The sequence below is a fragment of the Paenibacillus sp. FSL H8-0537 genome, assembly GCF_038051995.1.
Classification (GTDB): domain Bacteria; phylum Bacillota; class Bacilli; order Paenibacillales; family Paenibacillaceae; genus Pristimantibacillus.
On sequence record NZ_CP150290.1, the window covers coordinates 6,941,213 to 6,964,528 of the forward strand.

Annotated in this window: 22 protein-coding genes; 4 read left to right on the forward strand and 18 right to left on the reverse strand. The window is 50.9% G+C overall.

Annotated elements, in window-relative coordinates; genetic code table 11:
• Positions 1–32: 32 nt before the first annotated feature.
• The 3 genes from rlmH to mmuP form a co-directional block, all read right to left on the reverse strand.
• Complete coding sequence (rlmH, locus tag MHB80_RS29350) at positions 33–512, reverse strand: 23S rRNA (pseudouridine(1915)-N(3))-methyltransferase RlmH (RefSeq protein WP_341280237.1); 480 nt, start codon at positions 510–512, stop codon at positions 33–35.
• A 226-nt stretch (positions 513–738) separates the two neighbouring features.
• Positions 739–1,767, reverse strand: coding sequence for a homocysteine S-methyltransferase (mmuM, locus tag MHB80_RS29355; protein WP_341280238.1), 1,029 nt, complete (start codon positions 1,765–1,767; stop codon positions 739–741).
• 99 nt (positions 1,768–1,866) lie between these two features.
• Positions 1,867–3,240: an S-methylmethionine permease gene (gene mmuP / locus MHB80_RS29360; protein ID WP_341280239.1), complete on the reverse strand. Its 1,374-nt coding sequence runs from the start codon at positions 3,238–3,240 to the stop codon at positions 1,867–1,869.
• Positions 3,241–3,662: 422 nt separating this feature from the next.
• Here mmuP and MHB80_RS29365 point away from each other — a divergent pair, with 422 nt between their 5' ends.
• The 3 genes from MHB80_RS29365 (at position 3,663) to MHB80_RS29375 (ending at position 6,733) form a co-directional block, all read left to right on the forward strand.
• Complete coding sequence (locus MHB80_RS29365) at positions 3,663–4,640, forward strand: iron-hydroxamate ABC transporter substrate-binding protein (RefSeq protein WP_341280240.1); 978 nt, start codon at positions 3,663–3,665, stop codon at positions 4,638–4,640.
• 81 nt (positions 4,641–4,721) lie between these two features.
• Positions 4,722–5,729, forward strand: a complete 1,008-nt coding sequence (locus tag MHB80_RS29370) for an iron ABC transporter permease (protein ID WP_341283115.1) — start codon at positions 4,722–4,724, stop codon at positions 5,727–5,729.
• Positions 5,726–6,733 carry an iron ABC transporter permease gene (locus MHB80_RS29375; RefSeq protein WP_341280241.1) on the forward strand — a complete coding sequence of 336 codons (1,008 nt, stop codon included), beginning with the start codon at positions 5,726–5,728 and terminating at the stop codon, positions 6,731–6,733. Before MHB80_RS29370 ends, MHB80_RS29375 begins: the two co-directional genes overlap by 4 nt.
• Positions 6,734–6,838: 105 nt before the next feature.
• Here the strand turns inward: MHB80_RS29375 and MHB80_RS29380 are convergent, their stop codons facing one another.
• The 6 genes from MHB80_RS29380 to MHB80_RS29405 all read right to left on the reverse strand — a co-directional run bounded on the left by MHB80_RS29380 (position 6,839) and on the right by MHB80_RS29405 (position 12,565).
• On the reverse strand, positions 6,839–7,606 hold the full coding sequence (locus MHB80_RS29380; RefSeq protein ID WP_341280242.1) for an anti-sigma factor: 768 nt from the start codon (positions 7,604–7,606) through the stop codon (positions 6,839–6,841).
• A gap of 2 nt (positions 7,607–7,608) precedes the next feature.
• Positions 7,609–8,178 (reverse strand): sigma-70 family RNA polymerase sigma factor, encoded by a 570-nt coding sequence (locus MHB80_RS29385; RefSeq protein ID WP_341280243.1) that lies wholly within the window; start codon positions 8,176–8,178, stop codon positions 7,609–7,611.
• Positions 8,179–8,238: 60 nt separating this feature from the next.
• Positions 8,239–8,931, reverse strand: a complete 693-nt coding sequence (locus MHB80_RS29390; protein ID WP_341280244.1) for a plastocyanin/azurin family copper-binding protein — start codon at positions 8,929–8,931, stop codon at positions 8,239–8,241.
• Positions 8,932–9,076: 145 nt separating this feature from the next.
• A complete protein-coding gene (locus MHB80_RS29395) occupies positions 9,077–10,690 on the reverse strand; it encodes a plastocyanin/azurin family copper-binding protein (RefSeq protein WP_341280245.1) in 1,614 nt (537 codons plus the stop codon).
• A 184-nt stretch (positions 10,691–10,874) separates the two neighbouring features.
• Complete coding sequence (locus tag MHB80_RS29400; protein WP_338553732.1) at positions 10,875–11,042, reverse strand: CxxH/CxxC protein; 168 nt, start codon at positions 11,040–11,042, stop codon at positions 10,875–10,877.
• Between the two features lie 176 nt (positions 11,043–11,218).
• Positions 11,219–12,565: a S1C family serine protease gene (locus MHB80_RS29405; RefSeq protein ID WP_341280246.1), complete on the reverse strand. Its 1,347-nt coding sequence runs from the start codon at positions 12,563–12,565 to the stop codon at positions 11,219–11,221.
• Between the two features lie 139 nt (positions 12,566–12,704).
• On the opposite strand from MHB80_RS29405, the gene MHB80_RS29410 reads away from it, so the two are divergent.
• Positions 12,705–12,944, forward strand: coding sequence for a hypothetical protein (locus tag MHB80_RS29410; protein ID WP_338553734.1), 240 nt, complete (start codon positions 12,705–12,707; stop codon positions 12,942–12,944).
• On the opposite strand, the gene MHB80_RS29415 is transcribed toward MHB80_RS29410, so the two are convergent.
• The 9 genes from MHB80_RS29415 to MHB80_RS29455 form a co-directional block, all read right to left on the reverse strand.
• Positions 12,913–13,719, reverse strand: a complete 807-nt coding sequence (locus MHB80_RS29415; RefSeq protein ID WP_341280247.1) for an MBL fold metallo-hydrolase — start codon at positions 13,717–13,719, stop codon at positions 12,913–12,915. The genes MHB80_RS29410 and MHB80_RS29415 overlap by 32 nt on opposite strands.
• A 45-nt stretch (positions 13,720–13,764) precedes the next feature.
• Complete coding sequence (yycI, locus tag MHB80_RS29420; protein ID WP_341280248.1) at positions 13,765–14,502, reverse strand: two-component system regulatory protein YycI; 738 nt, start codon at positions 14,500–14,502, stop codon at positions 13,765–13,767.
• A gap of 14 nt (positions 14,503–14,516) precedes the next feature.
• On the reverse strand, positions 14,517–15,878 hold the full coding sequence (gene yycH / locus MHB80_RS29425; protein WP_341280249.1) for a two-component system activity regulator YycH: 1,362 nt from the start codon (positions 15,876–15,878) through the stop codon (positions 14,517–14,519).
• Complete coding sequence (walK, locus tag MHB80_RS29430; RefSeq protein WP_341280250.1) at positions 15,878–17,722, reverse strand: cell wall metabolism sensor histidine kinase WalK; 1,845 nt, start codon at positions 17,720–17,722, stop codon at positions 15,878–15,880. The genes yycH and walK overlap by 1 nt, the downstream gene beginning before the upstream one ends.
• Complete coding sequence (yycF, locus tag MHB80_RS29435) at positions 17,719–18,474, reverse strand: response regulator YycF (RefSeq protein WP_341280251.1); 756 nt, start codon at positions 18,472–18,474, stop codon at positions 17,719–17,721. Before yycF ends, walK begins: the two co-directional genes overlap by 4 nt.
• A 179-nt stretch (positions 18,475–18,653) precedes the next feature.
• On the reverse strand, positions 18,654–20,222 hold the full coding sequence (locus MHB80_RS29440) for a peptidoglycan DD-metalloendopeptidase family protein (protein WP_341280252.1): 1,569 nt from the start codon (positions 20,220–20,222) through the stop codon (positions 18,654–18,656).
• Between the two features lie 143 nt (positions 20,223–20,365).
• A complete protein-coding gene (locus MHB80_RS29445; protein ID WP_341280253.1) occupies positions 20,366–21,205 on the reverse strand; it encodes a hypothetical protein in 840 nt (279 codons plus the stop codon).
• A 98-nt stretch (positions 21,206–21,303) separates the two neighbouring features.
• Positions 21,304–21,852: an NAD(P)H-dependent oxidoreductase gene (locus MHB80_RS29450; RefSeq protein WP_341280254.1), complete on the reverse strand. Its 549-nt coding sequence runs from the start codon at positions 21,850–21,852 to the stop codon at positions 21,304–21,306.
• A gap of 93 nt (positions 21,853–21,945) precedes the next feature.
• Positions 21,946–23,232, reverse strand: coding sequence for an adenylosuccinate synthase (locus MHB80_RS29455; protein ID WP_341280255.1), 1,287 nt, complete (start codon positions 23,230–23,232; stop codon positions 21,946–21,948).
• Between the last annotated feature and the right edge of the window lie 84 nt (positions 23,233–23,316).

Below are 23,316 nucleotides of genomic sequence, written 5' to 3' on the forward strand. Positions count from 1 at the left end.
CTCTTCCTGCTTTCCACCAAAAACCGTTGCCACTATTTATGATAAGGTTCCCCCCGCACAATCTTAAACACCCGATAAACCTGCTCCGTCAGAACAAGGCGGAGCAGCTGATGCGGATAAGTAATTCTCCCAAAAGACAGCTTCATATTAGCGCGGCGCATTACTTCATCAGCGAGCCCCAAGCTACCTCCAATGACAAAAGCGATCTGGCTTTTCCCATACGTACCGAGCTCCTCGACATGCTTAGCTAATTGCTCTGACGTCCACATCTCGCCTTCAATTGCCATTGCGACAACGTACGTATCCTGTTTAATATGGCTCAGTATCCGCTCGCCTTCCTTCGCCTTCACCTGCTGCTCATCACTCGCGCTAAGCTGCTCTGGCGCTTTCTCATCCGCTACCTCAATTAGCGTGAGCTTTGCATACGGAGCCAAGCGCTTAGCGTATTCCGCAATCCCTTGCGTTAAATATTTCTCCTTCAGCTTGCCCACTGAAATAATCTGTATTTGCACTGACAACTTCTCCTTTATTCGCAGCCTGGTTATTGGCCTGTCCTATTACTACCCATCATACCATCCGCTCGCGGCAAAAACACTTTAATAAGCCCATAAAAAAAGGCCAACCAGACCTTCTCTGGCTGACCTTATGATTCAAAAACCTAGACTCTATCCTCACAAGTCCATTAGGCTTACTAACTCATCAAATTCCATCAAACTCAAGCACTCAAAAATAAGCAGCTCAAGCACGCCATTTCCTCGCCACCGCTTCAATCTGCTGCGGCGAAGTTCGGCAGCAGCCTCCAATAATACGGGCGCCGGCTTCGTACCAGCCCTCCGCTTCCTCCAGGAAGCTCGGACAACTGCCCTCGCCATGCCAAGTCTTCGTCTCCGGATTATAGCTTTCCCCAGAATTCGGATAAACAATAATCGGCTTCTGCGAGTGAGCGCGAAGCACCTTAATCGCCTCCGTCACGACAGCGCCGGGGGCGCAGTTCATGCCGATTGCGGCAATCTGCTCGCTACCAGCAAAAGCAGCCGCGCATTCTTCCAGCGGAGTACCTTCGCTGATTACCGTTTCATTTTTCAATGAGAACGACAGCCACGCATACACACCCGGAAACTCCTTAAGCAAAGCATCCAGCACTCTGGCTTCCTGAAGAGAAGGAACCGTCTCGAACGCGAGCAGGTCAGCCCCAGCTTCAATAACTGCCGCCATTCTTGGACGATGGAACTCCGTCAGCACCTCATCCGACACGCCATAGTTGCCGACATACTCCGAGCCATCCGCCAAATAAGCGCCATATGGTCCAATAGAGGCAGCTACAAGCGGTTTTGGGCTGTTAACGGACTTAGCGGCCCGCAAAGATGCCGCCTGCTCACTAGCACCATTCCCATCTCGGTCACCACCAGCAGCACCTGCACCCTCTTGCTCCCAATAATCATCACGTGCTTTCCGCGCCAGCTCCACCGTGCTTTTGATCAGCTTCAAAGCTTCCTCTTCGCTAAACCCGCGCTTGCGAAAACCATCCACCGTCGCCTGATAGCTCGCCGTTGTCGCGCAATCCGCTCCTGCGCGGTAATAATCCAGATGCACCTGATAAATCAGCTCAGGCTGTGACAGCAGCACCTGCGCCGACCACAGCGCATCATTGAGATCGCAGCCATGCCGCTCAAGCTCCGTCGCCATTGCACCATCCAGCACCATAATCTCATGCTTTTGCAAAATATCTTCTATAACATTGTGCGCAGTACCGTTAGGCTTTCTCATAACGTTTTCCCTCCCCTTTTCCTACTATTTATCAATCTCTTTGTCTTTCAGCTCTATACTTCCCGTCACTTCACTTCACGTCACGTCCTGCCTCAATCGCTACCTCTTCACACGATAAAACGCATAATAGCTACCGTAGCACAGCGCAATAAACGGAACCCCGCAATACAGCGCAATCCGCTGTGTCGGATCAAACGCGATGCCGATGCAGGACGCTAAGCACAACAGAAACGAAGCAATCGGCACAAAAGGATACCAAGGCGTCCGGTACGCCAGCTTGTCCACCGAGTTCCCCTCTCGAAGATACTGCCTGCGGAACATAAACTGCGAAGCGCTAATGCTCATCCACACGACGACAACTGCCAGCCCGGATATGGACACCAGCGCAATATACACCGTGCCCGGCGCAACAATACTGGAAAGCAGCGCAAGCCCGCCACCCATCATACTCAGAATGACAGCATTCAGCGGCACGCCATGCTTCGACAATTTTGCGAACAAAGGCGAAATGGTCTTCTTATCGGCCAGCGACCACAGCATCCGCGACGACGCATACAATCCGGAGTTCGCCGCCGACAAAATCGCGGTCAAAATAACAAAGTTCATCACATCCGCCGCATACGGCACGCCAACCCGCTCCATTACCGTCACGAAGGGACTTTCCGTTACCCCCGCCTCCGACATAGGCAGCAAGGCTGACAGCACAATAATCGTTCCAATGAAAAAAATAACGAGACGAAACAGCGTCGTGCGAATCGCTTTCGGAATCGTCTTCTCAGGATTAACCGATTCTCCCGCTGCAATCCCAATTAGCTCCGTGCCGGAGAAGGCGAAATTCACCGCCAGCATCGTCAATAAAATCGCAAAGGCTCCATTTGGAAACCAACCTGCGCTCGTAATATTGGATAATAAGGGCGCTGGCTCCGAATCCGCCATTGGCACAATGCCGAACATCGCTCCTGCTCCTATGACAATAAACAGCACAATCGTTAAAACTTTTACAGATGAGAACCAAAATTCCGATTCCGCAAAAAAACGCACCGATCGTGCATTTAAGACAAATATTAACGCAGCGAATAACGCGCTCCAAATCCAGACATTAACCGAAGGAAACCAGCGTTGCATGAGCAGCCCCGCCGCCGTAAATTCCGAGCCTAACGCCACCGTCCAGGTGAGCCAGTACAGCCATGCGACGGTGTAGCCCGTAGCGGGACCGAGATATTTTGCCGCATAGCTGTGAAACGCTCCCGTCTCCGGCATATGTACCGACAGCTCGCCCAAGCACAGCATAACGAGATATACCGCGATGGCGCCGACCAGATAGGACAAAATCGCGCCAAACGGGCCCGCCTGCTGAATCGTGTAACCGGAGCTTAGGAACAGGCCCGTCCCAATAACACCGCCAAGCGAGAGCATAACGAGATGCCGCGCCTGCATTTTCCGCTGAAACTGCTGCTTACTTCCACTGTCCACGTTCATTCTCCTAGGTATCAAATTCAGAAAAGCGCAAACCGCACCCGCCGTCCTCTGGCGGCAAAGCTACCGTTTTGCGGGTGAAATATAAAAACACACTCCCTTTCGATAAAGAGTGCGCCACTAACGAATCCACGGATTCGCATTAACAGATTTTAATAATCTCTCGCCCTGCAACAAGTTACCTTCAATATATCGAGCTGTCAGGTTCATGTCAATGTTAATATTGACCGACATCTTGACAAGCAGAGCAGCACGCATTAAAATTTGCAAGTGTGATGATGAGAATCATTATCATCAATTTGGTTTAAAGACTTTGGAAGTCTTGCCGCATTACAGTCATTCACAGTATTTCGAAGTTTTTCGAGTCCGTCAAAATCATTTACAGACGCCACGGCGTTAAAACAAAGGAGAGAATTTCATTGAAAAAGCTTTTTCTTCCATTCTTACTTGTCCTTATGCTCGTAATCAGCGCCTGTGGCAATGGTGCAGCCTCGAACGGCAACGCCAGCAATGCAGCGGCATCTACTGCACCATCCGAATCACCAGCAGCCAGCGATGCAGGGGCTTCCACAGAGCCAGCGGCAACGGGAACGATAACGTACCAATCGGAGCAAGGTCCTGTCGAGGTACCGGCAAACCCGCAGCGCGTAATCGTGCTTTCCTCTTATGCGGGTAACGTGATGGCGCTCGGCGTAAACCTCGTCGGCGTAGACGACTGGTCCAAGATGAACCCTAACTTCGAAGAGACATTGAAGGATGTTGAAGCAGTAACCGACGAAAGCCTGGAGAAAATCATTGAGCTCCAGCCAGACCTGATTATCGGCCTTTCCACCCTCAAAAACGTGGATAAGCTGAAGCAAATCGCCCCAACAATTACTTACACCTACGGTAAAGTGGACTACCTGACACAGCAGCTCGAAATAGGCAAGCTGCTCAACAAAGAGAAAGAAGCAGCCGCTTGGGTTGAAGACTTTAAGGCTCGCGCTCAAAAAGCTGGCGAAGACATTAAAGCGAAAATCGGTGCAGCTTCCACCATTTCCGTTATTGAAAGCTTCGATAAGCAGCTTTATGTGTTTGGCGACAACTGGGGACGCGGCACTGAAATTCTGTATCAGGAAATGAAGCTGAACATGCCGGAGAAAGTAAAAGAAATGGCATTGAAGGACGGCTATTATGCCTTGTCCGCTGAAGTGCTGCCGCAATATGCTGGCGACTATGTTATTTTTAGCAAAAATCCCGATGCCGACAATGCGTTCCAGAACACCGATACGTATAAAAATATTCCTGCCGTGAAAAATGGCCACCTCTACGAAGTCAATGCGAAAGCCTTCTACTTCAACGATCCGATTACGCTGGAATATCAGCTGGAATTCTTCATTAAGAGCCTGCTGGGCTAATGCTTCATCCATATATGTTGAAGGAACTCTTCCTGCAAGAGTTCCTTCTGTATGCTGACGGAAGGAACGGATGAGATACTGATGAAGAACATGAAGCGCTCCATCCCTTTTATTTTCAAACTGCTTGGCTGTCTATTCATCTTTGTCGTCTTATTTGTACTATCGCAAATTTATGGCGCGGCAGATGCTACCGCCAAGGACGTATGGCTGGCGATTGCTTCAGATGAGGTGAGCGACAGCATTCTCGTCATTCGCGAGCTGCGGCTGCCGCGTGAGGTAGCCGGTATTTTGGTAGGAGCCGCGCTCGCTGTGGCTGGAACCATTATGCAGGGCGTTACCCGCAACCCGCTTGCCGATCCGGGATTGCTTGGCCTGTCCTCGGGGGCGAGCATGGCGCTGGCGCTTATCCTTGCTTTTGCTCCAGGCGTAGGCACGTTCGGCATTATGCTGGCCTGTTTTTTAGGCGCGGCGCTGGGCGCTTCTCTCGTCCTGCTGCTTAGTGCCATGCGCAGAGGCCAGCTGTCCCCTACCCGAATCATTCTTGCCGGTGCGGCGGTATCTGCTTTTCTATACGCCGTATCCGAAGCGGTCGGTCTTTATTTTAAAATATCCAAGGATGTATCCATGTGGACGGCTGGAGGGCTAATTGGTACGACGTGGGATCAAGTTCAAGCGATTTCTCCCGTTATTATTATTGGGGTTGTAATCGCAACGCTGCTCTCGAAGCAGCTCACCATTATGAGCCTCAGCGATGATGTGGCCGTTAGCTTGGGCCAGCGGCTCGTGCTGATTAAAGCTTTGTTGTTCGTTGTCGTGATTGTGCTGACGGGCGCATCGGTCGCCCTTGTTGGCAATATTGCCTTTGTCGGCCTCATGATTCCGCATATTGTCCGTACCTTCGCGGGCACCGATTACCGTGCCATTATGCCTTTATCCGCCATTACGGGCGCTTCTTTCATGCTGCTGGCCGATACGATGGGGCGTACCATTCATGCGCCATACGAGACGCCCGTTGCTGCCATTGTTGCGATGATGGGTTTGCCTTTCTTCCTGTTTGTCGTAAATAAAGGAGGGGGAAAACGCTCATGATTCCAACTGCTCTTATTCGAAAACAACGGCTCATCGTCCTGTCCAGCTTGCTGCTTATTGTTGCGACTGCCATTGTCAGCATGGGCCTAGGCGCTTCGTCACTGTCCTATAATCGGCTCATTCCGGTCCTGCTCGGCGATGGGGTGTTTAAAGAAAATTTCGTACTGTTCTCAGTACGGATGCCGCGCATTATTATTACGCTGCTGGCAGGCATGGCACTAGCCTTGTCCGGCTCCATCCTGCAAAGCATTACGCGCAACGATCTTGCCGATCCCGGCATTATTGGCATCAACTCGGGGGCAGGCGTCGCCATCGCGATCTTCTTTCTTTATGTTCCGATAGACGTCGGCTCATTCGTCTATGTTTTGCCGCTGGTCGCATTTATCGGCGCGGTCATAACAGCGGGGCTGATCTATTTGTTCTCCTACCGCCGTTCGGAGGGACTGAACCCCGTCAAGCTTATTCTGACCGGTGTCGGCTTCTCGCTTGCGCTGTCCGGTATTATGATTGTCATTATTTCCGCGGCAGAACGACAGAAGGTGACGTTTATTGCCCAGTGGCTGGCGGGAAGCATTTGGGGGACCGATTGGCCGTTCATTTGGTCGCTGCTGCCGTGGCTCGCCATCTTGATTCCATTTACGCTGTACAAATCCACGCGCCTGAATCTGCTTGGGCTTGGCGAGCCCACCGCCATTGGCGTCGGCCTGCGGGTCGAGCGCGAGCGCCTCGTCCTGCTGCTGACCGCTGTCGCTCTTGCTGCCTCAGCGGTAGCTGTGACCGGCGGCATCGCCTTCGTCGGACTTATGGCGCCGCATATCGCCAAGTCGCTTGTCGGTCCGCGCAACCAGCTGTTTATTCCCGTCGCCATCTTGATGGGCGGCTGGCTCCTCCTGCTGGCCGATACAGTCGGACGCAATCTCGTCGATCCGGACGGCATTGCCGCAGGCATTATGGTTTCGCTAATCGGCGTACCTTATTTTGCTTATTTGCTGCTCAAAAAATAAAGCTAGTCACCGTTTAAAGGGGCTGCCCCATAAGTCATGAAAATGACTCTGAGGCGCCCCTTTTGCTGCATACTCTATATTCACTGCGGTCTCGCCTGCTACTTGTTAGACTGAGCGGTATATTTGCTTGCCCCTTGGCTGCGCGCCCTGATCATCCGGTTCCAGCGTAATACCGATGGAGTCAAATGACAGCTTCTCCGATGCTAGCGGAACCGCCAATACAGCAACACCCTGATCGTTGGCGACACGCATCGTTCCGGCGCTTTGACGAACGCCATCCTTAACCAGCCATACTTGATAAGACTCATCGTCAATTGTTTTTGCAGCGCCGAACAAATAGACAACAAACTGCGTATTTTGTCCGCTTCCCACAACGCATACTACGCCTGAGCTCTCCCCCTGCTGCGCCACCGTCTCCAACAGCACCATTTGCTGTATTTCGGCTGCAGGCAAGCTTAGCGCTTGATCAATGGGCAGCGGAAGCTTTGATTTTTCCTGATACAACCATACATTCCCGAGCAAGCTGGCTGTCAGCATGATCAACAGCAAAACGGCCGATGCGGCCATATATGATCTTTTCCTTCGCTTACGCCAGCTTATTCTGTTTGTCCCGCCCATCTTGTTTGTTTGTTCCGCTCTTTGCTGCTCCTCAGCCGCAAGCACCGCATCCATAACCTGCTGCTTCAAATCTATTGGTGGCTCCAACCATTCCATATCGACAGGAATTGCCTCCCATGCCATACGCAGCTCTTCCATTTCAACCTGACAAGCTTTACAGCTGGAGAGATGCCGTTCAAAGGCAAGCTGCTCCTCCTCGGTACAAGTTCCTGACAGAACCTCTAGCGTCAAATCACAAAGCTTCTTTTCCTCCACTGTCATCCCTCCCCTTCAACTGCCAGATGTCTGCGTAATATTTTTAATGCTTGATGCAATCTGCTTTTGACTGTTCCAAGCGGCTCCTTATAACGGGCAGCTAACTCGCTCAGGCTATATCCATGCCAATAAAAATGCTCCAGAAGCTCTATTTGCTGTTTCGACAGAAAGCGATAGGCGCTTTGGAGCTGAGCCTTCAGCGATTCACGCTCCACATATTCCTCAGGTGAAGCAGCCCGTTTATCGACGAACTGCTCCAGCTCCTCTGGGAGATAGGAAATGATATCAGCATCCTGCCTGCGCTGCTTACGCAGCCAATCCGTTGCCAGATTGCGGGTTATCGTAAGCAGCCAGCTCTTAAATTGCCCTTTTTCTGAATGGTACTCCGATTCGGTCGTCCACAGCCGTACAAAAACAGATTGTACAATCTCACGGGCGGCCTGCTCGTTTCTCACCGCTTTTCGGGCAAAGGAATATACCAATACCGCATAACGGTCATATAACTCGGACAAAGCATCATGCCGCTTTCGCTTTACGAGCAGCATCAGTTCATAATCGGAATGATTCCGCATACCGCAGGGCCCCCAAGTCGGCATAGTTATAATTATTCATCTTTCTACTAAAGCAAATGGTCAGCCGGCCGTCACCTTAATTAAGCCCGTCATGCCTGGGTGAGGGGTGCAGAAATAGCTGAAATCTCCCTCTTTATCAAAGGTAATGATCTTTTTTTCACCTTCACCCAACAAACCCGTATCAAAAGATTTATCATTCGCGGTTGCTGTATGCTTCATTTTATCTCGATTAATAAACGCCACCTTGTCTCCGACCTTAATATCCAATTCGGCAATCGAAAACGCAAAGTCTACAATTTCAACGACATGTGTAACACTAGCAGGCTGTGCAACTGGTGTCTTCGTAGGCTTGGAAGATGCCGGTGTTGAGCTGCTAGAACTCACCTCTGGTGTAGCAACAGGCTTAGGCGTCACCGTTGGCTTAATTACGCTCACCTTGTCCTGCGGGCTCGCAGATGCTGCTGCATTGCCACTTTTAGCTGGCGTTTCTTTTGCACTAGTGTCCTTGTGAGCCGATGTTGTGCCGCTTCCATTTCCCTTTGTTTCATCCTTCTTCGCCGTTGACGGCTTGTCTGCATTTTCTGTAGCTATTTCATCCGGTTTATCGGTTTGGGCTGTATCGCTTGGTTTAGCTTCATGTTCTTTATGAGGCTGATCCTCCGTCTTAATCTCTGCGTTGCCGTTTTGGGTGTTAGTCTCAACATTTGTCTCAGCTGCTGTTCCCGACTGATTTCCTTCTGATGATGCTTCCATTGTAGGACTGCTGCTGCTTGCTGGCACCTGATTAGCATCAGATTCCGAAGATGTACTCGAGCTTCCACAAGCAGTTAGAATCAACATCGCAGCCACCGTCAGCCAAGAGGCTGACATTCGAATATGCTTTATAATAGTCTATCCCTCACTTTACAATAATTTGGCCGGTCATAAAACTTTTGTGGGGCTCGCAAAAATAATCATACGTTCCTGGCTTATCCAGCTTAATGGAAGCCGATTCACCTTTGCCAATCAGCGGAATGGCGAAGGTTCCGTTCTTGGCCACTGCGTTATGCTTCATATCGTCCAGATTGGTGAAGATGATCGTCGATCCTGCCTCAACCGTTAACGGGCCAGAACCAAATGAAAAATCCTTAATATCGACACGATACGTTTTGGCTGTCGATGCAGCTGTAGCAGCCGCTTCCCCGGCAGTAGTACCTGTAAACTTAGCCGGATCGATTACGAACCAGACGTTATTCACATCTTGCCCCATCGTATCGCCATGAGCTTTGTCCGCAATAAACGTATATAACGGATATCCTTTATAGGTTGCCTGAGTTGTTCCGTCCACTCGCTTGATGGAGCCAAAATCAGCTTTGGACAAGGTGGATGGCACACTGCCTCCTGCTATGCTGTATGCTGGCCAATTAACAAGACATTGACCTTCACATACGCTTGTCTGCGGAGTATCGTTGTCAAAATAGTACAGCGTGCGTCCCATGCTATCTGTCAAATAATGACCCAGCACGCTGTTCGTTCCAAGCATTACGGAATAATCCGGCTTGGCTACAAACCAAACATCCGAAACCGCTTCACCCTGTACATCGCCCGGCATCGAATCCTTAATGAAGTAATACAACGGCCAGCCTTTATACATCCACTGCTTCGTACCGTCCTTGCGTGTAAGCGTAGTGAAATCAGCTGCGTTAAGAGATGTCGGAATTTGCAAATTCTCAGAGGTAAATAGAGGCCAATTTTCAATACATGAGCCTGTGCAAGCATTCAAATCCTGCGCATCCTTCGTGAACAAATACAAGGCGCGTCCTTTCCCGTCAGTGAAATAGGTGCCTAGCTTCTCATTTGAGCGCAAGGCAATCTGTTCGCTGCTGGCCAGCGCCGTTTCCTTAATAACACCTTCCGCCTTCAACATATCGAGCAGCGAATGACCATGAGCTGTAGTCGCCGAGAGCGCTTCGATCAACGCAGTAGCGATATGGCTGTTGGTCAATGCGGCAGTTCCGGAAATCTGGACAAGACCTTTGCCAGCGGCAAATGATTCGGTGAGTTTGTATTGGAAGTCACTCCCTGCTTTGTAGCCCATTGATTCCAATATCGCCTTATACAACTGCTGCGAGCTGATCGGTGAGAGCGGGTCGAACTTCGCTCCACCCGAGCCGGACCAGCCTGCTTGCGGATGATCCTTTAAATAAGCAAGCACCGGCTGATTGCTCTTTCCTGCCAGACTGGCATCCGCAAAGGTACGGCTGCCTTTATAGGCGAGCGCTTCCGCAAGCTTACCTTGCAGACGAAGCGAAATAAGCGCTGCCTGGATTCGGGTGCTCTTTTTGGCCAGATAAGCCGCGTTCACACCTTTTCCCTCTCCAACCAGTAAGCCTAGCGACTCCGCCGTTTGAGCATAGGTCTGTACCTGCTCGCCCGCCTTCTGACCTTCCTCCGCGGCAGTGGCCGTGGCAAATGGCATTACAAGGAATGCACAAATTACAAAAGCGACAATCAAGCTTTTTCCTTTTCTCATTTCATCATTCTCCCATCTAAAAGTAGTTTCTATTAAGAGATAACGCCCGCTAGATGAACTCGGTTTGCCATTTCGCAAAAAAAATATAAAAACATTAAAAAGAGCCGTCTCCAGAGTCATGTGTATGACTGAGGGACGCCTCTTATTTTCATCCTATTTTCAATAATTGATCATTGAACTCATGCTATACGACAAGAAACAGTGCCCCATCCTCGCATAAATCGCATTTACGCGGCGGGTCCCAGTCTGCAAATTCCGTTTCCTTCAAATCTACGATATCCGGCGCGTCCTCGTACTCATCAACGAACTTATCGATCGCTAGCTCCACGTGTTTTTTGCATACACAATACATAGTTGGTTCGCTTCCTCTTCTACTTGATTTAATCAGGGTGTTGTCCCTTTGCCTTCAGTTAGCATAACAAACAACCTGCATAATGTGAAGCCCGCACTATCGGGCCGAAAAAAAAGAGCCGCCGCAACAGGCTTCCTCCCTGTTCACGACCGCTCTCCCTAATAGGATGACGATTTTTATTCTTCCACCTTATCGGTTAAATCCAATTGCGCCGTCGTCAGCTTGCCGTCCCGGTAGAAGGTCACTTCCACCTTGTCGCCGATATGCTTCTTGGAATAAAGGTACTTCCGCAGCTCCATCGTACTGCCAACGGCCTGCTTATCCAGCTTGACGATCACATCGTTGAAGACGAGGCCAGCGTCCTTCGCTGGACCAACCGCCTCCAGCACGATGACGCCAGCACGGACATCCTCCGGCAAAATAAGCTGCCCCGCTCCTTCAGCCTCTTCAACGCTGCCATCCTTCGAACCGCCCGCTTTACCTCCAGCGCTGCCGCCCTGCTGTGCAAAATATTGCGCCAAGTCCATCGTGTACACGCCCAAATACGGACGCGGCACATAGCCTTTTGCGAGCAAATCGCTTACGATTGGCATCGCATTGTTCGTCGGAATGGCGAAGCCGAGACCCTCCACTCCGATATCGGAGATTTTCATGCTGTTGATGCCGACAACCTGACCATCGAGATTAATGAGCGGGCCGCCGCTGTTGCCTTGGTTGATGGACGCATCCACTTGAATAACCTCTTGCTCCCAATCATAGTTGCCATCCTGGTTCAGCGAGACAGGCACGATTTGACGTGTTTTGCTCACGATACCCATCGATAAGGAATCGCCCAATCCGAGCGGATTGCCGATGGCAATGACGAATTCAGCCGGCTGCAGGGCAGAGGAATCGCCGATTTCCGCAACGGTATCAATGCCCTTGTCGTCGATTTCCAGAACAGCCAGATCAGAAATTTGATCTTCGCCAACCATTTTCGCCGCGCGCTGCTCGCCGCTAATGAGCGTCACTTTAAGCGCATCCGCATCGACGGTGACATGATAGTTTGTCATAATATAGGCTTTGCCATTTTCTTTTTTGAAAATAAACCCTGAACCAACGCCGGCCTGCTGCAAGCTGTTCTTCTCCGTGCTGTCCTTGCTTTCAGCCTTGCTGTCTTCGCCTTCTTCATTCGGAACGCCCATGCTGAAAACCTGCCGCTGTTCATTAATCACGCTGACAACTGCCGGCCTAACCTTCGCCGAAGCCTGAATCGTCTTTATTTCCAGTGATTCGCTGTCACCCGACATCTTCGCCGTGGAAACCGCCTGCACTTTGGCACTGCCGCCAACTCCACCATTAAAGAACAGCCCGAACAGCAGCACAGCCGCTATTGCGCTCGTAGATGAAGAGATAAAGGCAATGCGCACGCTGGACCAATTCCGCCTCGTCTGCTTGCTCGACAAGATGCGCCGCTCCTTGCTAAAGGCGCGTGTGCGTCTGGATACTTTCGTCGAATAGAAATCGTCATCGAATAATCCCATATCTATCTCTCCTCTCGATGTCCGGCCGACATCAAGACTATTTGGTATATCTCTCGATCCAAATCCATGCTGCTAGGAATAATTTCGGAAGATTGGACTACAATAATAATAGATTACCAGCCAAAGGAGCCTGATTTTAATGAAAAAACCTTCCTCCATCCCATCCGCCTGGGAGCATGTGCAGCTCGGTGCGATGCTCGCAGATCTGAAAGAGGAGCACTATCGTACCGTTCTAACCTTAAGCGCTTTGCTAGAGCTTCTGCTAGAGAAAGGCATTATCACACTAGAGGAATTACAAGCCAAGACTAGCCAGCTTGACGGGCAAATGGATGAACAGCTTCAGAAGCTTATTTCTTCTTCACTTCGTCCCATTCAGTAGGCTTGTTGTGATACGTATGCCGCAGGGGGAAGTCCTCTTTTTTGAAGAAAATCCCGTTGTCTTCTAATATATTATTAACGGTTAGCATCGCTAAGTCCATTAAATTATGATCAAGGCTAAGATGGGCCAAATACACCCGTTTTGTCCGGTCAGTCAGCAGCTCGCAAAGCGCTTCCCCAGCCGCTACATTGGATAAATGTCCGACGTCGCTTAAAATGCGCCGTTTCGTATTCCATGGATAACGCCCCATACGAAGCATCTCCGTATCATGATTGGATTCCAGCACCAGCACATCCGAATCGATGATCGCCTGCTTCACCTTATCGCTCATATAACCAAGGTCGGTCGCCAGACTCAGCTTAACGCCCTGATCGACGAACGTATAGCCAACCGGCTCCGCAGCATCATGCGAAATCGGAAAAGACTGTACTTGCAGCGATCCAAAATTAAGCGTATCTCCTGTCTCGATCACGATGCGCTTATCGGCATCGATTTTGCCAACATGCCGCTCCATCGCGCCCCAAGTCGCTTCATTCGCATAAATAGGCAGCTCGTGCTTGCGCGCAAAGGCGCCGAGCCCTTTAATATGATCGGAGTGCTCATGCGTGACGAACAGCGCATCCAGCTGATGGCCGAACACTCCGCGCTCCTTCATGAGCTCCTCCATTTTTTTGGCGCTAAGCCCCGCATCGACGAGTACCATCTTGTCGCCATTATTGATAATTGTGCCATTCCCCGTTGAACCGCTTGCCAGTACTGTAAACCATAGTCCCATTTCCGCCTCGTCCTATCCTTTCTCCCTCTTGAGCATGGCAAGTACCTACTGCTCCTTATCCTGGGCAACCTCACCGCTTACCGCATGGATATAATAAGGGCGGTCCGCATCCTCTACTAGTACTCGCCAATAAGGCGCGGATACTTGCATGTCCGTATCAAACGTCTGTCCATGATAGCCAAGCTGAATATCGGTAATAACCGAGCCATCCGGCAAATTCCGCTCAATGAACGGCGCTACCGCCTTCGCTGCCGGCAGCACCGTCTGCTGCTTCGCATCATTGCTGTCCAGCACCTCAATGCGCGACTGCTTAAAACCCGTAATTTTCTGATTGCTGTAATACAGCTCCAGCTTGACCTCGAACAGCGGCCGGTTATCGACCATCCGGTACAAGACGAATACGCCTGCCTTGCTGCCGAGCGGATCGAAAGCGTATTGTTCAATATCAGGAATTTGATTGCCTAGTGCAGCGAGCAAATCCTTTTGCGAGAAGACGATACGTCTATCCACTGGCGTCTCCAGCTTCACAATCTCCTGCTTCTCCAGACTTAGCGACTTGAGCTGGTAGGTTAAATCACGCATGCTTGGCGTTTCAAGCGGCAAGTTGGCGTTCAGCTCGATGCGCTTCTGCTTCATCACCGCGACGGTGTCTGGCGGAAGCTCCGCTGAGTGATTGTTAATGTCCAGCTGCTCCCGCACCTCCAGCCATACCTGATAGCCAAGCAAAATATTAAGCAGCAGGAAGCTGCCGATTAGCACACTTTTCGCTCTGCTCCAATCCAAACGCCTCTCACCTCCTACTTCGCCGCTCCAGCCGATCCTTCAGCATCGGTCGTTACTTCCATCGGAACGTAGCCTGTTGGATAAGCCTCCATCAGCACTTCCTGCGTGCCATCCGCAAGCTTCACACCCCATACAGGGACAAAATCCAGCTTACTGCCTTCCTTCGGCACCGCCTGAAGTGCCGGGAACAGACTTGTGACCTCAGATAGCTTTGCATAATGCTTGAGCGCTACCCGCAAATCATCGCCACCCGGCAAATAACGCGATTCCCGCGTTTCTGCCTGATTGCCAAGCGTAATCAGCGAACGATTGTACTCCGTCACCACGCCCTGCTGCAAAATCAGCCGAATCCAGCCATACTGAAAGCCAGCCGCCTCCAAAACCGGATATTGCTCCAAATACTGCTGGAACAGCACCGTTCTGCCCAGCTTGCTGTCCGCATCCAGTACAGGATTAACGAAGCGATGCGTGCCATCCCAGCCGCCATGCTGATTCACAAACTCCACTGCGGCATACACATTATCGCTCAAAATATTATCTGCGCTCTTTGACGCCGCCGGATCGGTATAAATCATCCAGTTGCCGCTCTGCTCCACTTGAAGCCCGCGTTTGCCATCGGTATAGATTTGTGCGCCGCTGCGATCCTTAAGCGCCTTCGTCGTTCCTGGATCGAAGAACAGATTGCGCTGCACCACATCTGCCGAATAAATCGTATACGGATACACGATTTCCACCGCCTGAAGCGGCTTATCCGGAATATACAGATCGCCGTCCGCATACTGAAAATTCGTCTGATATTCCCCGAAGCCGACGTAATCCTGCACATCGCGAACCGTCAAATCGGCCTGAACCGATTCATAGACAATATCGCCACCCTCACTAAAGAAGAAGGTTCGCACCTCTTCCGTATTGCTCGTTTTGAAAATCCAGATGCGGTCAATCGTCTCATTCAAAAACATAATGTCGCCCTGCACCTTCAGCAGCTTGCGCAGCAAATCAACCGGTACGCCATTTTGGAAGCGCAGCTCCACACCCGCATCCTTTTTCCGCACCTGCTCCCAATCCATGACATCGATTGGACTCCGCTGAAACCCTTTAAACTCGCGGCCCTGTATGCGGTCCTTGAGAATCATATTATAGAAGGTCATGCCCGGATACAGCACCGTATGCTTGTCCCCGCCAAAGTGGATAATCAGCTCATCGGGAAAAACAACATTTTCCACCGTCGTCTCTTCACCAAGCGGCTCCGCATTAATGTAGTCCTGCTCCGTCCGTACCGTAGCCCCAAGCCCTGGCATGCTGTAAGCGAGGAAATAGCTTTGTATGAGGCTGAAGGCGACCAAAAAAATTAATAGCATCGTTTTCGCCCGTTCCATTAGCTTCGCTCACCGTCCTCTTCCAGCATCGGCAGCGTGAACGTAACCGTCGTCCCGACATTCAGCTCCGAATCAAGCGAAATCGTGCCGCCATGCGCTTTGACGATTTCCCGGGCAATGGACAAGCCGAGCCCTGTTCCGCCCATATTGCGCGAGCGGGCCTTGTCTACGCGGTAGAACCGATCGAAGATCTTTTGCAAATCCCGTTTCGGAATGCCAATTCCCGTATCCTTTACGCTAATCGCGATTAGCGATTGCTCCTGTTTGCGGGCACTCAGCTGAATTTTGCCGCCGTCCAGCGTATATTTAATCGCATTGGAAAAAAGATTATCCAGCACCTGATCAATCTGATCCCGGTCCAGCCAAGCCTCTTTCAGCTCGCTATCGACCTGAATAGAAGCCCGAATCGATTTCTGGCGCAGCTGGAACGAGAACCGATCCGCCACCTCGTCGAGCATGTCGTGGATGTTCGTCTGCCTGCGCCGCATAGGCGCCTGATTGGAATCCAGCCGTGACAAATGCAGCAGGTCGGATACGAGCCGAATCATTCGCTCCGTCTCATTGCTGATAACGCCGACGAAACGCTCTGACAGCTCCCGCTCGGCTAGCGCCCCGTCATTCAGCGCCTCAGCATAGCTCTTGATCGTCGTCAGCGGCGTCCGCAGCTCATGGGAGACATTCGCAACGAACTGCCTGCGCGACTGCTCCAGCTTCTCCTGCTCGGTGACATCCTGCAAGACGACAATGGTACCCGTCGTCCCTTTATCCCGGCGGTGAATAGGCGTAAAGGTGACGCGCATTATCCCTTCCGCCTCATCCATTTCCGATTCCTCGCCCCGATCAAGAATGAGCGTCTGCTCCTTGCCCTGCCGCAGCTCGTCCAAGCGCTGCTGAGGCAGCGACAGCAGCTCGGTCAGGCTGCAATTTTCGCAGCTTTTGCGATCAAGCATTTCCAGCGACCGCCGATTCCAGACGATGACCTTCCCGTGCTCATCCGCTGCAATAACGCCATCGCTCATATTCGAGAGAATGGAATTCAGCTTCTCATTCTCCTCTTCATTGACCGACAGCGCCTCCTTCAGCCGGATCGTCATATCGTTAAACGCCATGCTGAGCCGCCCAATTTCGTCATCGCCCAGCACCGGCACCTTGAAATCGAACTTCCCTTCAGCGACCGCTGCCGCCTGCCGGGTCAGTCCTTGAATGGGGCTCGTGATCGTATGGGCAAGCAAAATGCCGAGCACCCCCGTCAGCCCCAAAGCGAGGAGCGTTCCCGAGAAAAAAATCTGATTGACCCGGTTCACCGTGTCATACAGGCTGTCCATCGACGCGACCATATAGACCGCGCCGAGCACATTGTCATTGTCGTTGCCTGTTACCGGCAGCGCAATGATCTTTTTCCGGACATTATTTTCGTCAATGATCTCTTCCTCGTTCTCTGGAATGCCGACCAATGCCCGGCTCACCGCGAGCGACGGATTTTTCTTGCCTACATACGATTCCGGCACCTGAACAGACGTCGCAACGATCTTGCCATTCGCATCGAGCACCTGCACCTCTGTGCCGCTTATGCTGAACAAGTTGCGAACGACGAGGCTGAGACCTTCCGCGCTTTCCACATTCGTATCCAGATCGCCGCCTGGCTTGATCGACAAGTGGCGCGCCGCCAGCTTGGACAAAATATCGGCCTGCTCCTTGAGGTTGTTCGTGAAGCTGTCCGTCAGCGACGTCTTGACCGTGCTGATGAAATAGACGCCAATCAACTGCATCGCCACCAGAATCAGCAGCAAATAAATAATGACCAGCTTCACCTGGATCGTGCGAAAAAATCGCCGCACCATCATACGTAACCGTAACCTCCCGGCTTCGTGCTTCGCATCATATAACCCAGCCCGCGCCGTGTCATAATGAACTCCGGCCTGCTCGGATCATCCTCGATCTTCTCACGCAGCCTGCGGATTGTTACATCCACCGTCCGCACGTCGCCAAAATATTCAAAGCCCCATACCGCCTGCAGCAAATGCTCCCGCGTCATGACCTTGCCGCTGTTGCGCGCCATATAATAGACAAGCTCGTATTCCCGGTGCGTCAAATCAAGCGGTTGGTTGTCCTTGTAGACGACATACATATCGGTATCAATGAACAAATTAAACAGACGCAGGCCCTGCTTCTCCTGCTGTTCGTCCTGTCCTCCATCCGAGCCTCCCGCACTTACCGTAACCTCCGCCGACTTCTGCTGCCGTCTTAGATGAGCCTTCACTCGGGCCAGCAGCTCGCGGGTGCTGAACGGCTTCGTCACATAATCATCCGCACCAAGCTCAAGGCCCAGCACCTTATCGATTTCCGTATCCTTCGCCGTCAGCATAATGATCGGCATATGCAGCTTCGCGCGAACCTCGCGGCACACATCCATGCCATCCTTCACCGGAAGCATCAGGTCGAGCAGCATTAAATCCGGTTTCTCTGCAAAAGCAAGCTCCACAGCCTGTCCGCCATCGAAAGCACAAATAACCTCGTAGCCTTCTTTCTCCAAGTTGAACTTCAATATATCTGCAATCGGCTGTTCGTCGTCGACCACTAAAATTTTACCGTGCATCGTCACACCGCCTGTCGCTTCCTAATTCTGATCTGTTTGAAATAGCAATACTATCTTACCATACTGCCATACCCAGTTCCCAATTAAAGTTCCTTCATGCGCCTGAGTAGAAAATAAGAAGAGGAGCGCCCCCGCAAGCTTTCGCTTCGGCTGCACTCCCCCTGATGGTATAAGTCCGATTATAAATATTTCAACGGGTTTTGAAGCTCTCCGTCTTTATGAATTTCAAAATGAAGGTGGACGCCGTAAGACCGTCCCGTGTTCCCCATAATACCTAGTGTATCGCCTTTTTCTAATATATCGCCTACGCTGACGCTAATCGAATCAAGATGCCCGTACAGCGTTTCATATCCGTTCTTATGGTCAATAATGACTACGTTGCCGTAGCCGTTCTTCGTGCCCGCAAAACTAACAACGCCATTGTCAGCTGCTGTAATCGTTTTGCTGCCCGTCATGTCGATGCCTTTATGCATCCGTCCCCAACGCTGTCCGAACGTGCTGGACACCGAATAGCTCGATACTGGAGAAGAGAATAAACCCGTTCCTTCACCCAAAATGACCTTCGTGCCCTTCATCATAACGGTTGGAATAGCTTCCGTAATCACCTGCTGGTCTACCAGCTCTTCGCTGATTAGGTAACCATTCTCTTTCACGATTTTGTAGGTCAGGCTCTTGGAGCCGCTGACGCCTGCGCTGATCAGCTTGGATTCTCCAACGCGCATGTCATCATTTTTCTGAACCTCGGTTGGCGGGTCGATTGTTACGATCTCCGTCAAATTCTCGGTTGTCCGGACAGAAAGCTCCGGCTGGCGAACCGTAAGATCCAGCACATCTCCAACCTTGATCATATCATCTTCAATGCCTTTGTTATTCTCATAAATTACTTGAGGTGAAATATCAAATTTCTGAGCGATACAACCGACGCAATCACCTTGCGCTACCGTATATTTCGTTGGTTTAATTGTGCCCTCTACGAGCAGCTTGTACATATCATTGTCTGAGACAATGTCGCTAAGCGAAGTCGATACCGCATCCGTCTCCACCTTCTCTACGAAAGCGACATCCGTCAGTTCCTTGCCTGCCTTAGGTGTATTCTTGTCCACCTCTGCTTCCTCTGATGAAAAAGCGAGTGCGCGAACCTTCGTTGATTCCTTCTCCGCCTTCTCTTCCGGTGCATATTTGCTCTGCACACGTGCCAGTACGGCATCTGCTGCTTCTTGGTTCTTCACAATACCGATTACTTTGCCATTTACCTTCACCTCTACGCCAACAGCGTGGGTTGTAAGCAGGCCTTCCAGCTTCGCAAGCGTCTGCTGCGTATTCGGGACACCTTTGTATGCACTTGTACTCGTATATGTAAGTTGACCTGATTCCAACAAGATTGGAATATCCGGCGTTGCCTGCTGTGCTTCGGATGCCTTCTGCTCAAGCAGCGCCCCAACCTCCAGCGGACTGCCGACCGTCCCTACTTCGGTGCCGTTCATATATAAGTGATAATAGTCATTCGTGTTAGCCTTAATATATTGTATACCGCCAATTCCGACTGCTGCCAAAATCGCGATAATTCCGCCTGCAAGGATGATAGGTTTCTTATAGTTAGTAGCTGCTGCTGTTGTCGATGTCGCTTGCACTGCTGCGGTCGGTTGCTGATTGATGCCTTTCGAGTCTTGTGTTCGGAATTGCCGAAAGAACTGAATGGATGTATTCCACGCCTTTCGGATCCGACCCGTTGCCCTAAAATCGGTCATGATCGTCTCCTTCTCGCCTTAATGCCGCTATCTTAATTAGGTCTTCCGATTCATATCAGGGCCCTTTGTCCCGTTAGAACACCCGACTATTACTTTAACATAGCCTTAACACGAGGAGCAACCTCTCCGAATACCGCCTAATATTAATATTTCTTCAGAATACTCATAATTTGCTCGTATTCTTCCTTGCTCAAATGCTGGGCAATGACCTGTTGAAGCTCTGTAAGCTCTTGATCTGTAAGGCCATTTTCCATGTAGCCGGATATCGTCTGCCAAGCTTCTTGGGGCAGCTTGGTCATTAATAATCCGAACAGCTCTGTCTTGTCCGTGTCGCTCATTTGGCTTTTGACCTGGTTCAACTGATCCGTCGTAACCGCTGTTTCCGTACCGTCAATGGAAGAGCCATCTGTACCCGGCTCCGACTCTACTAAAGGCTGCTCTCCATCCACTTCTTCCGTACCGCCGTTCGTCGTACCACTACCCTCTGTACCGCTTTCCGTACCGCCTGCGCCTATACCTAAGGCCGCACCGCCGCCCGCTTTCGTCCCGCCGCCAATGCCCATATCGGTAAGCGGCGGCTCCGATTGCTGACCGAAAGCATCGATGGCAAGCGGGGAATCTTCCCCTGCCGCTGCGCCCTCGCCTGAGGAAACCTCTCCGCTGGGCTTCTGAGCTCCCGTCTCTCCTTGCTCAGCCGAGCTGCTGCTGCTCGCCCCTGAGCCATCCTTTCCAGCCTGCGAGGCGCCAGACTGCCCCTTGGAGCCGCCTGTATCCGCCATCAGCGGATCAGCGCCCCACATTTTTCCCCATAATCCAGTCAGCGCCATTGGCTTTACTTCCAAAGGCAAATTATATTGCTTCAAAATCGTATCCACGTAACTGCTCACAATATAGCCCGTCGTCCAAATCGACAAAAAGCTTATAATGATTCCTGCTGCCACCGTTTTCGCCAGCCACCCTGTCATCTTCCACATGCTCTTCACCTTGCCCTTCCTGCTTGACCTATCCGCATATTGGTTTCTTTTACCATTATAGACAAGAGAAAGGGCACATAACCGCTGCTCAGCGCTGAGAGGCCCTTTTATTCAAGAGAATTGGGCTGTGCCAGACTAGCCAGCATAGCGAGCAGCTGCTGCTTCGTGTCTTCATCCGTAATAACGCCTTCTTTGTCCATCTTGAGGGCGATATGCGGAATCATGACTATGCCTTGATCCACGATAATCGCATTAATCATATTCAGCGTGAGCAGCAGCGAAGCATTGGCTTTATCCCCGCCCATTGGTGATGGCGATGCCGTGACAACCGCCACTCTTTTGTTGACGAATTCGCCAGAGGACACGATCCAGTCGAGCGCATTTTTCAAGGAGCCCGGGACACCATTCCCGTATTCAGGTGTACAGATGAGAACACCGTCTGCCTCCTTTAGCTGTTTTCGCAGCTCTCTAACCGCTGATGGCCCTTCCTCTACATCCAGATCAGGATTAAAATGCGGAAGCTCGCTCAGCCCGCTGTAAACGCTGAAACGTACAGGCTCCGCAGCCAGTCCGATAATCGCGCTCATAAGTGCCGTATTGGAAGACTTCGCACGCAAGCTTCCCGAAATCGCCAAAAGCTGAATATCCTTGCTCATTCCACATCATCCCTTTTCATTTATTGTGAAAAAAAAGAAAGAAGACAGCATTCGCAGCTGTCTTCTTATTTGTTATCCGTCTAGCGGATTCGTCTATTTGTAAATAGCTACAACCGGATTTGTCTGCTCGCGGTTGCGGCCGACTGAGAAAATCGCAATCGGAATACCTGTCAGCTCCGAAACGCGGTTCAAGTAATTGCGCGTGTTCACTGGCAGATCATCCAGCGTTTTTGCGCCAGAAATATCCTCGGACCAGCCTGGAAGCTCCTCATATACCGCTTCGCAATCCGCAAGCATTTTCAGGCTTGCTGGATAGTGCGTAATGATTTCTCCATTATATTTGTAGCCTGTGCAAATTTTAACCGTTTCAATGCCTGTCATAACGTCGAGCGAGTTAAGCGACAAGCCTGTAATTCCGCTAACACGGCGAGCATGGCGTACAACTACACTGTCGAACCAGCCTACACGGCGCGGACGGCCAGTAACCGTACCGTACTCGTGACCTTTATCGCGAATCAAATCGCCGATTTCATTGTTTTGCTCAGTTGGGAATGGACCATCGCCAACACGTGTTGTATAGGCTTTAGCTACGCCGATAACTTGCTGGATTTTCGATGGGCCTACGCCAGAACCGATACATACGCCGCCAGCGGATGGATTGGACGAAGTTACGAATGGATATGTACCTTGGTCAATATCCAGCATAACGCCTTGCGCGCCTTCAAACAGCACCTTGTTGCCAGCATCAATCGCATCATTCAGGACAACGGATGTGTCCGTTACATACGAGCGAAGCACTTCAGCATAAGCGAGGTATTCCTCAACGATGCTGTCGGCATTCAGCGGCTCGCCGCCGAATACTTGCTCAATCACTTGGTTTTTCTCGACAACAAGGCGGCGCAGCTTCTGCTCAAACTCTTCTGCATCCATCAGGTCGGCGATCCGAATGCCGTTGCGAGCGGCTTTATCCATGTAGCAAGGACCGATGCCTTTGCCCGTTGTACCAATTTTATTATCGCCTTTGCGCGTTTCTTCCAATGCATCAAGTACGATATGATAAGGCATAATGACATGGGCACGATCGCTGATTTTCAAGTTTTCAGTCGAAAACCCGTTTTCTTGAATATAGTTAATTTCTTCAATTAGCGCTTTAGGGTTAATAACCATACCATTACCGATGACACACACTTTATTGTGATTAAAAATACCCGAAGGTACCATCGTTAATTTATATTTCTTATTGTCAATGAGAATAGTGTGTCCGGCATTGTTACCGCCTTGATAGCGAGCGACGACGTCGGCGCCTTCCGCCAGATAATCGGTAATTTTGCCTTTTCCTTCGTCTCCCCACTGCGTACCAACCACAACAACCGTAGACATAAACATACCCCCGTCCGGTGTATAGACACACCGAAATTTACTGTTCTTCTATTGCACCGGTTTTCCCTTACTTACGAGAACAAC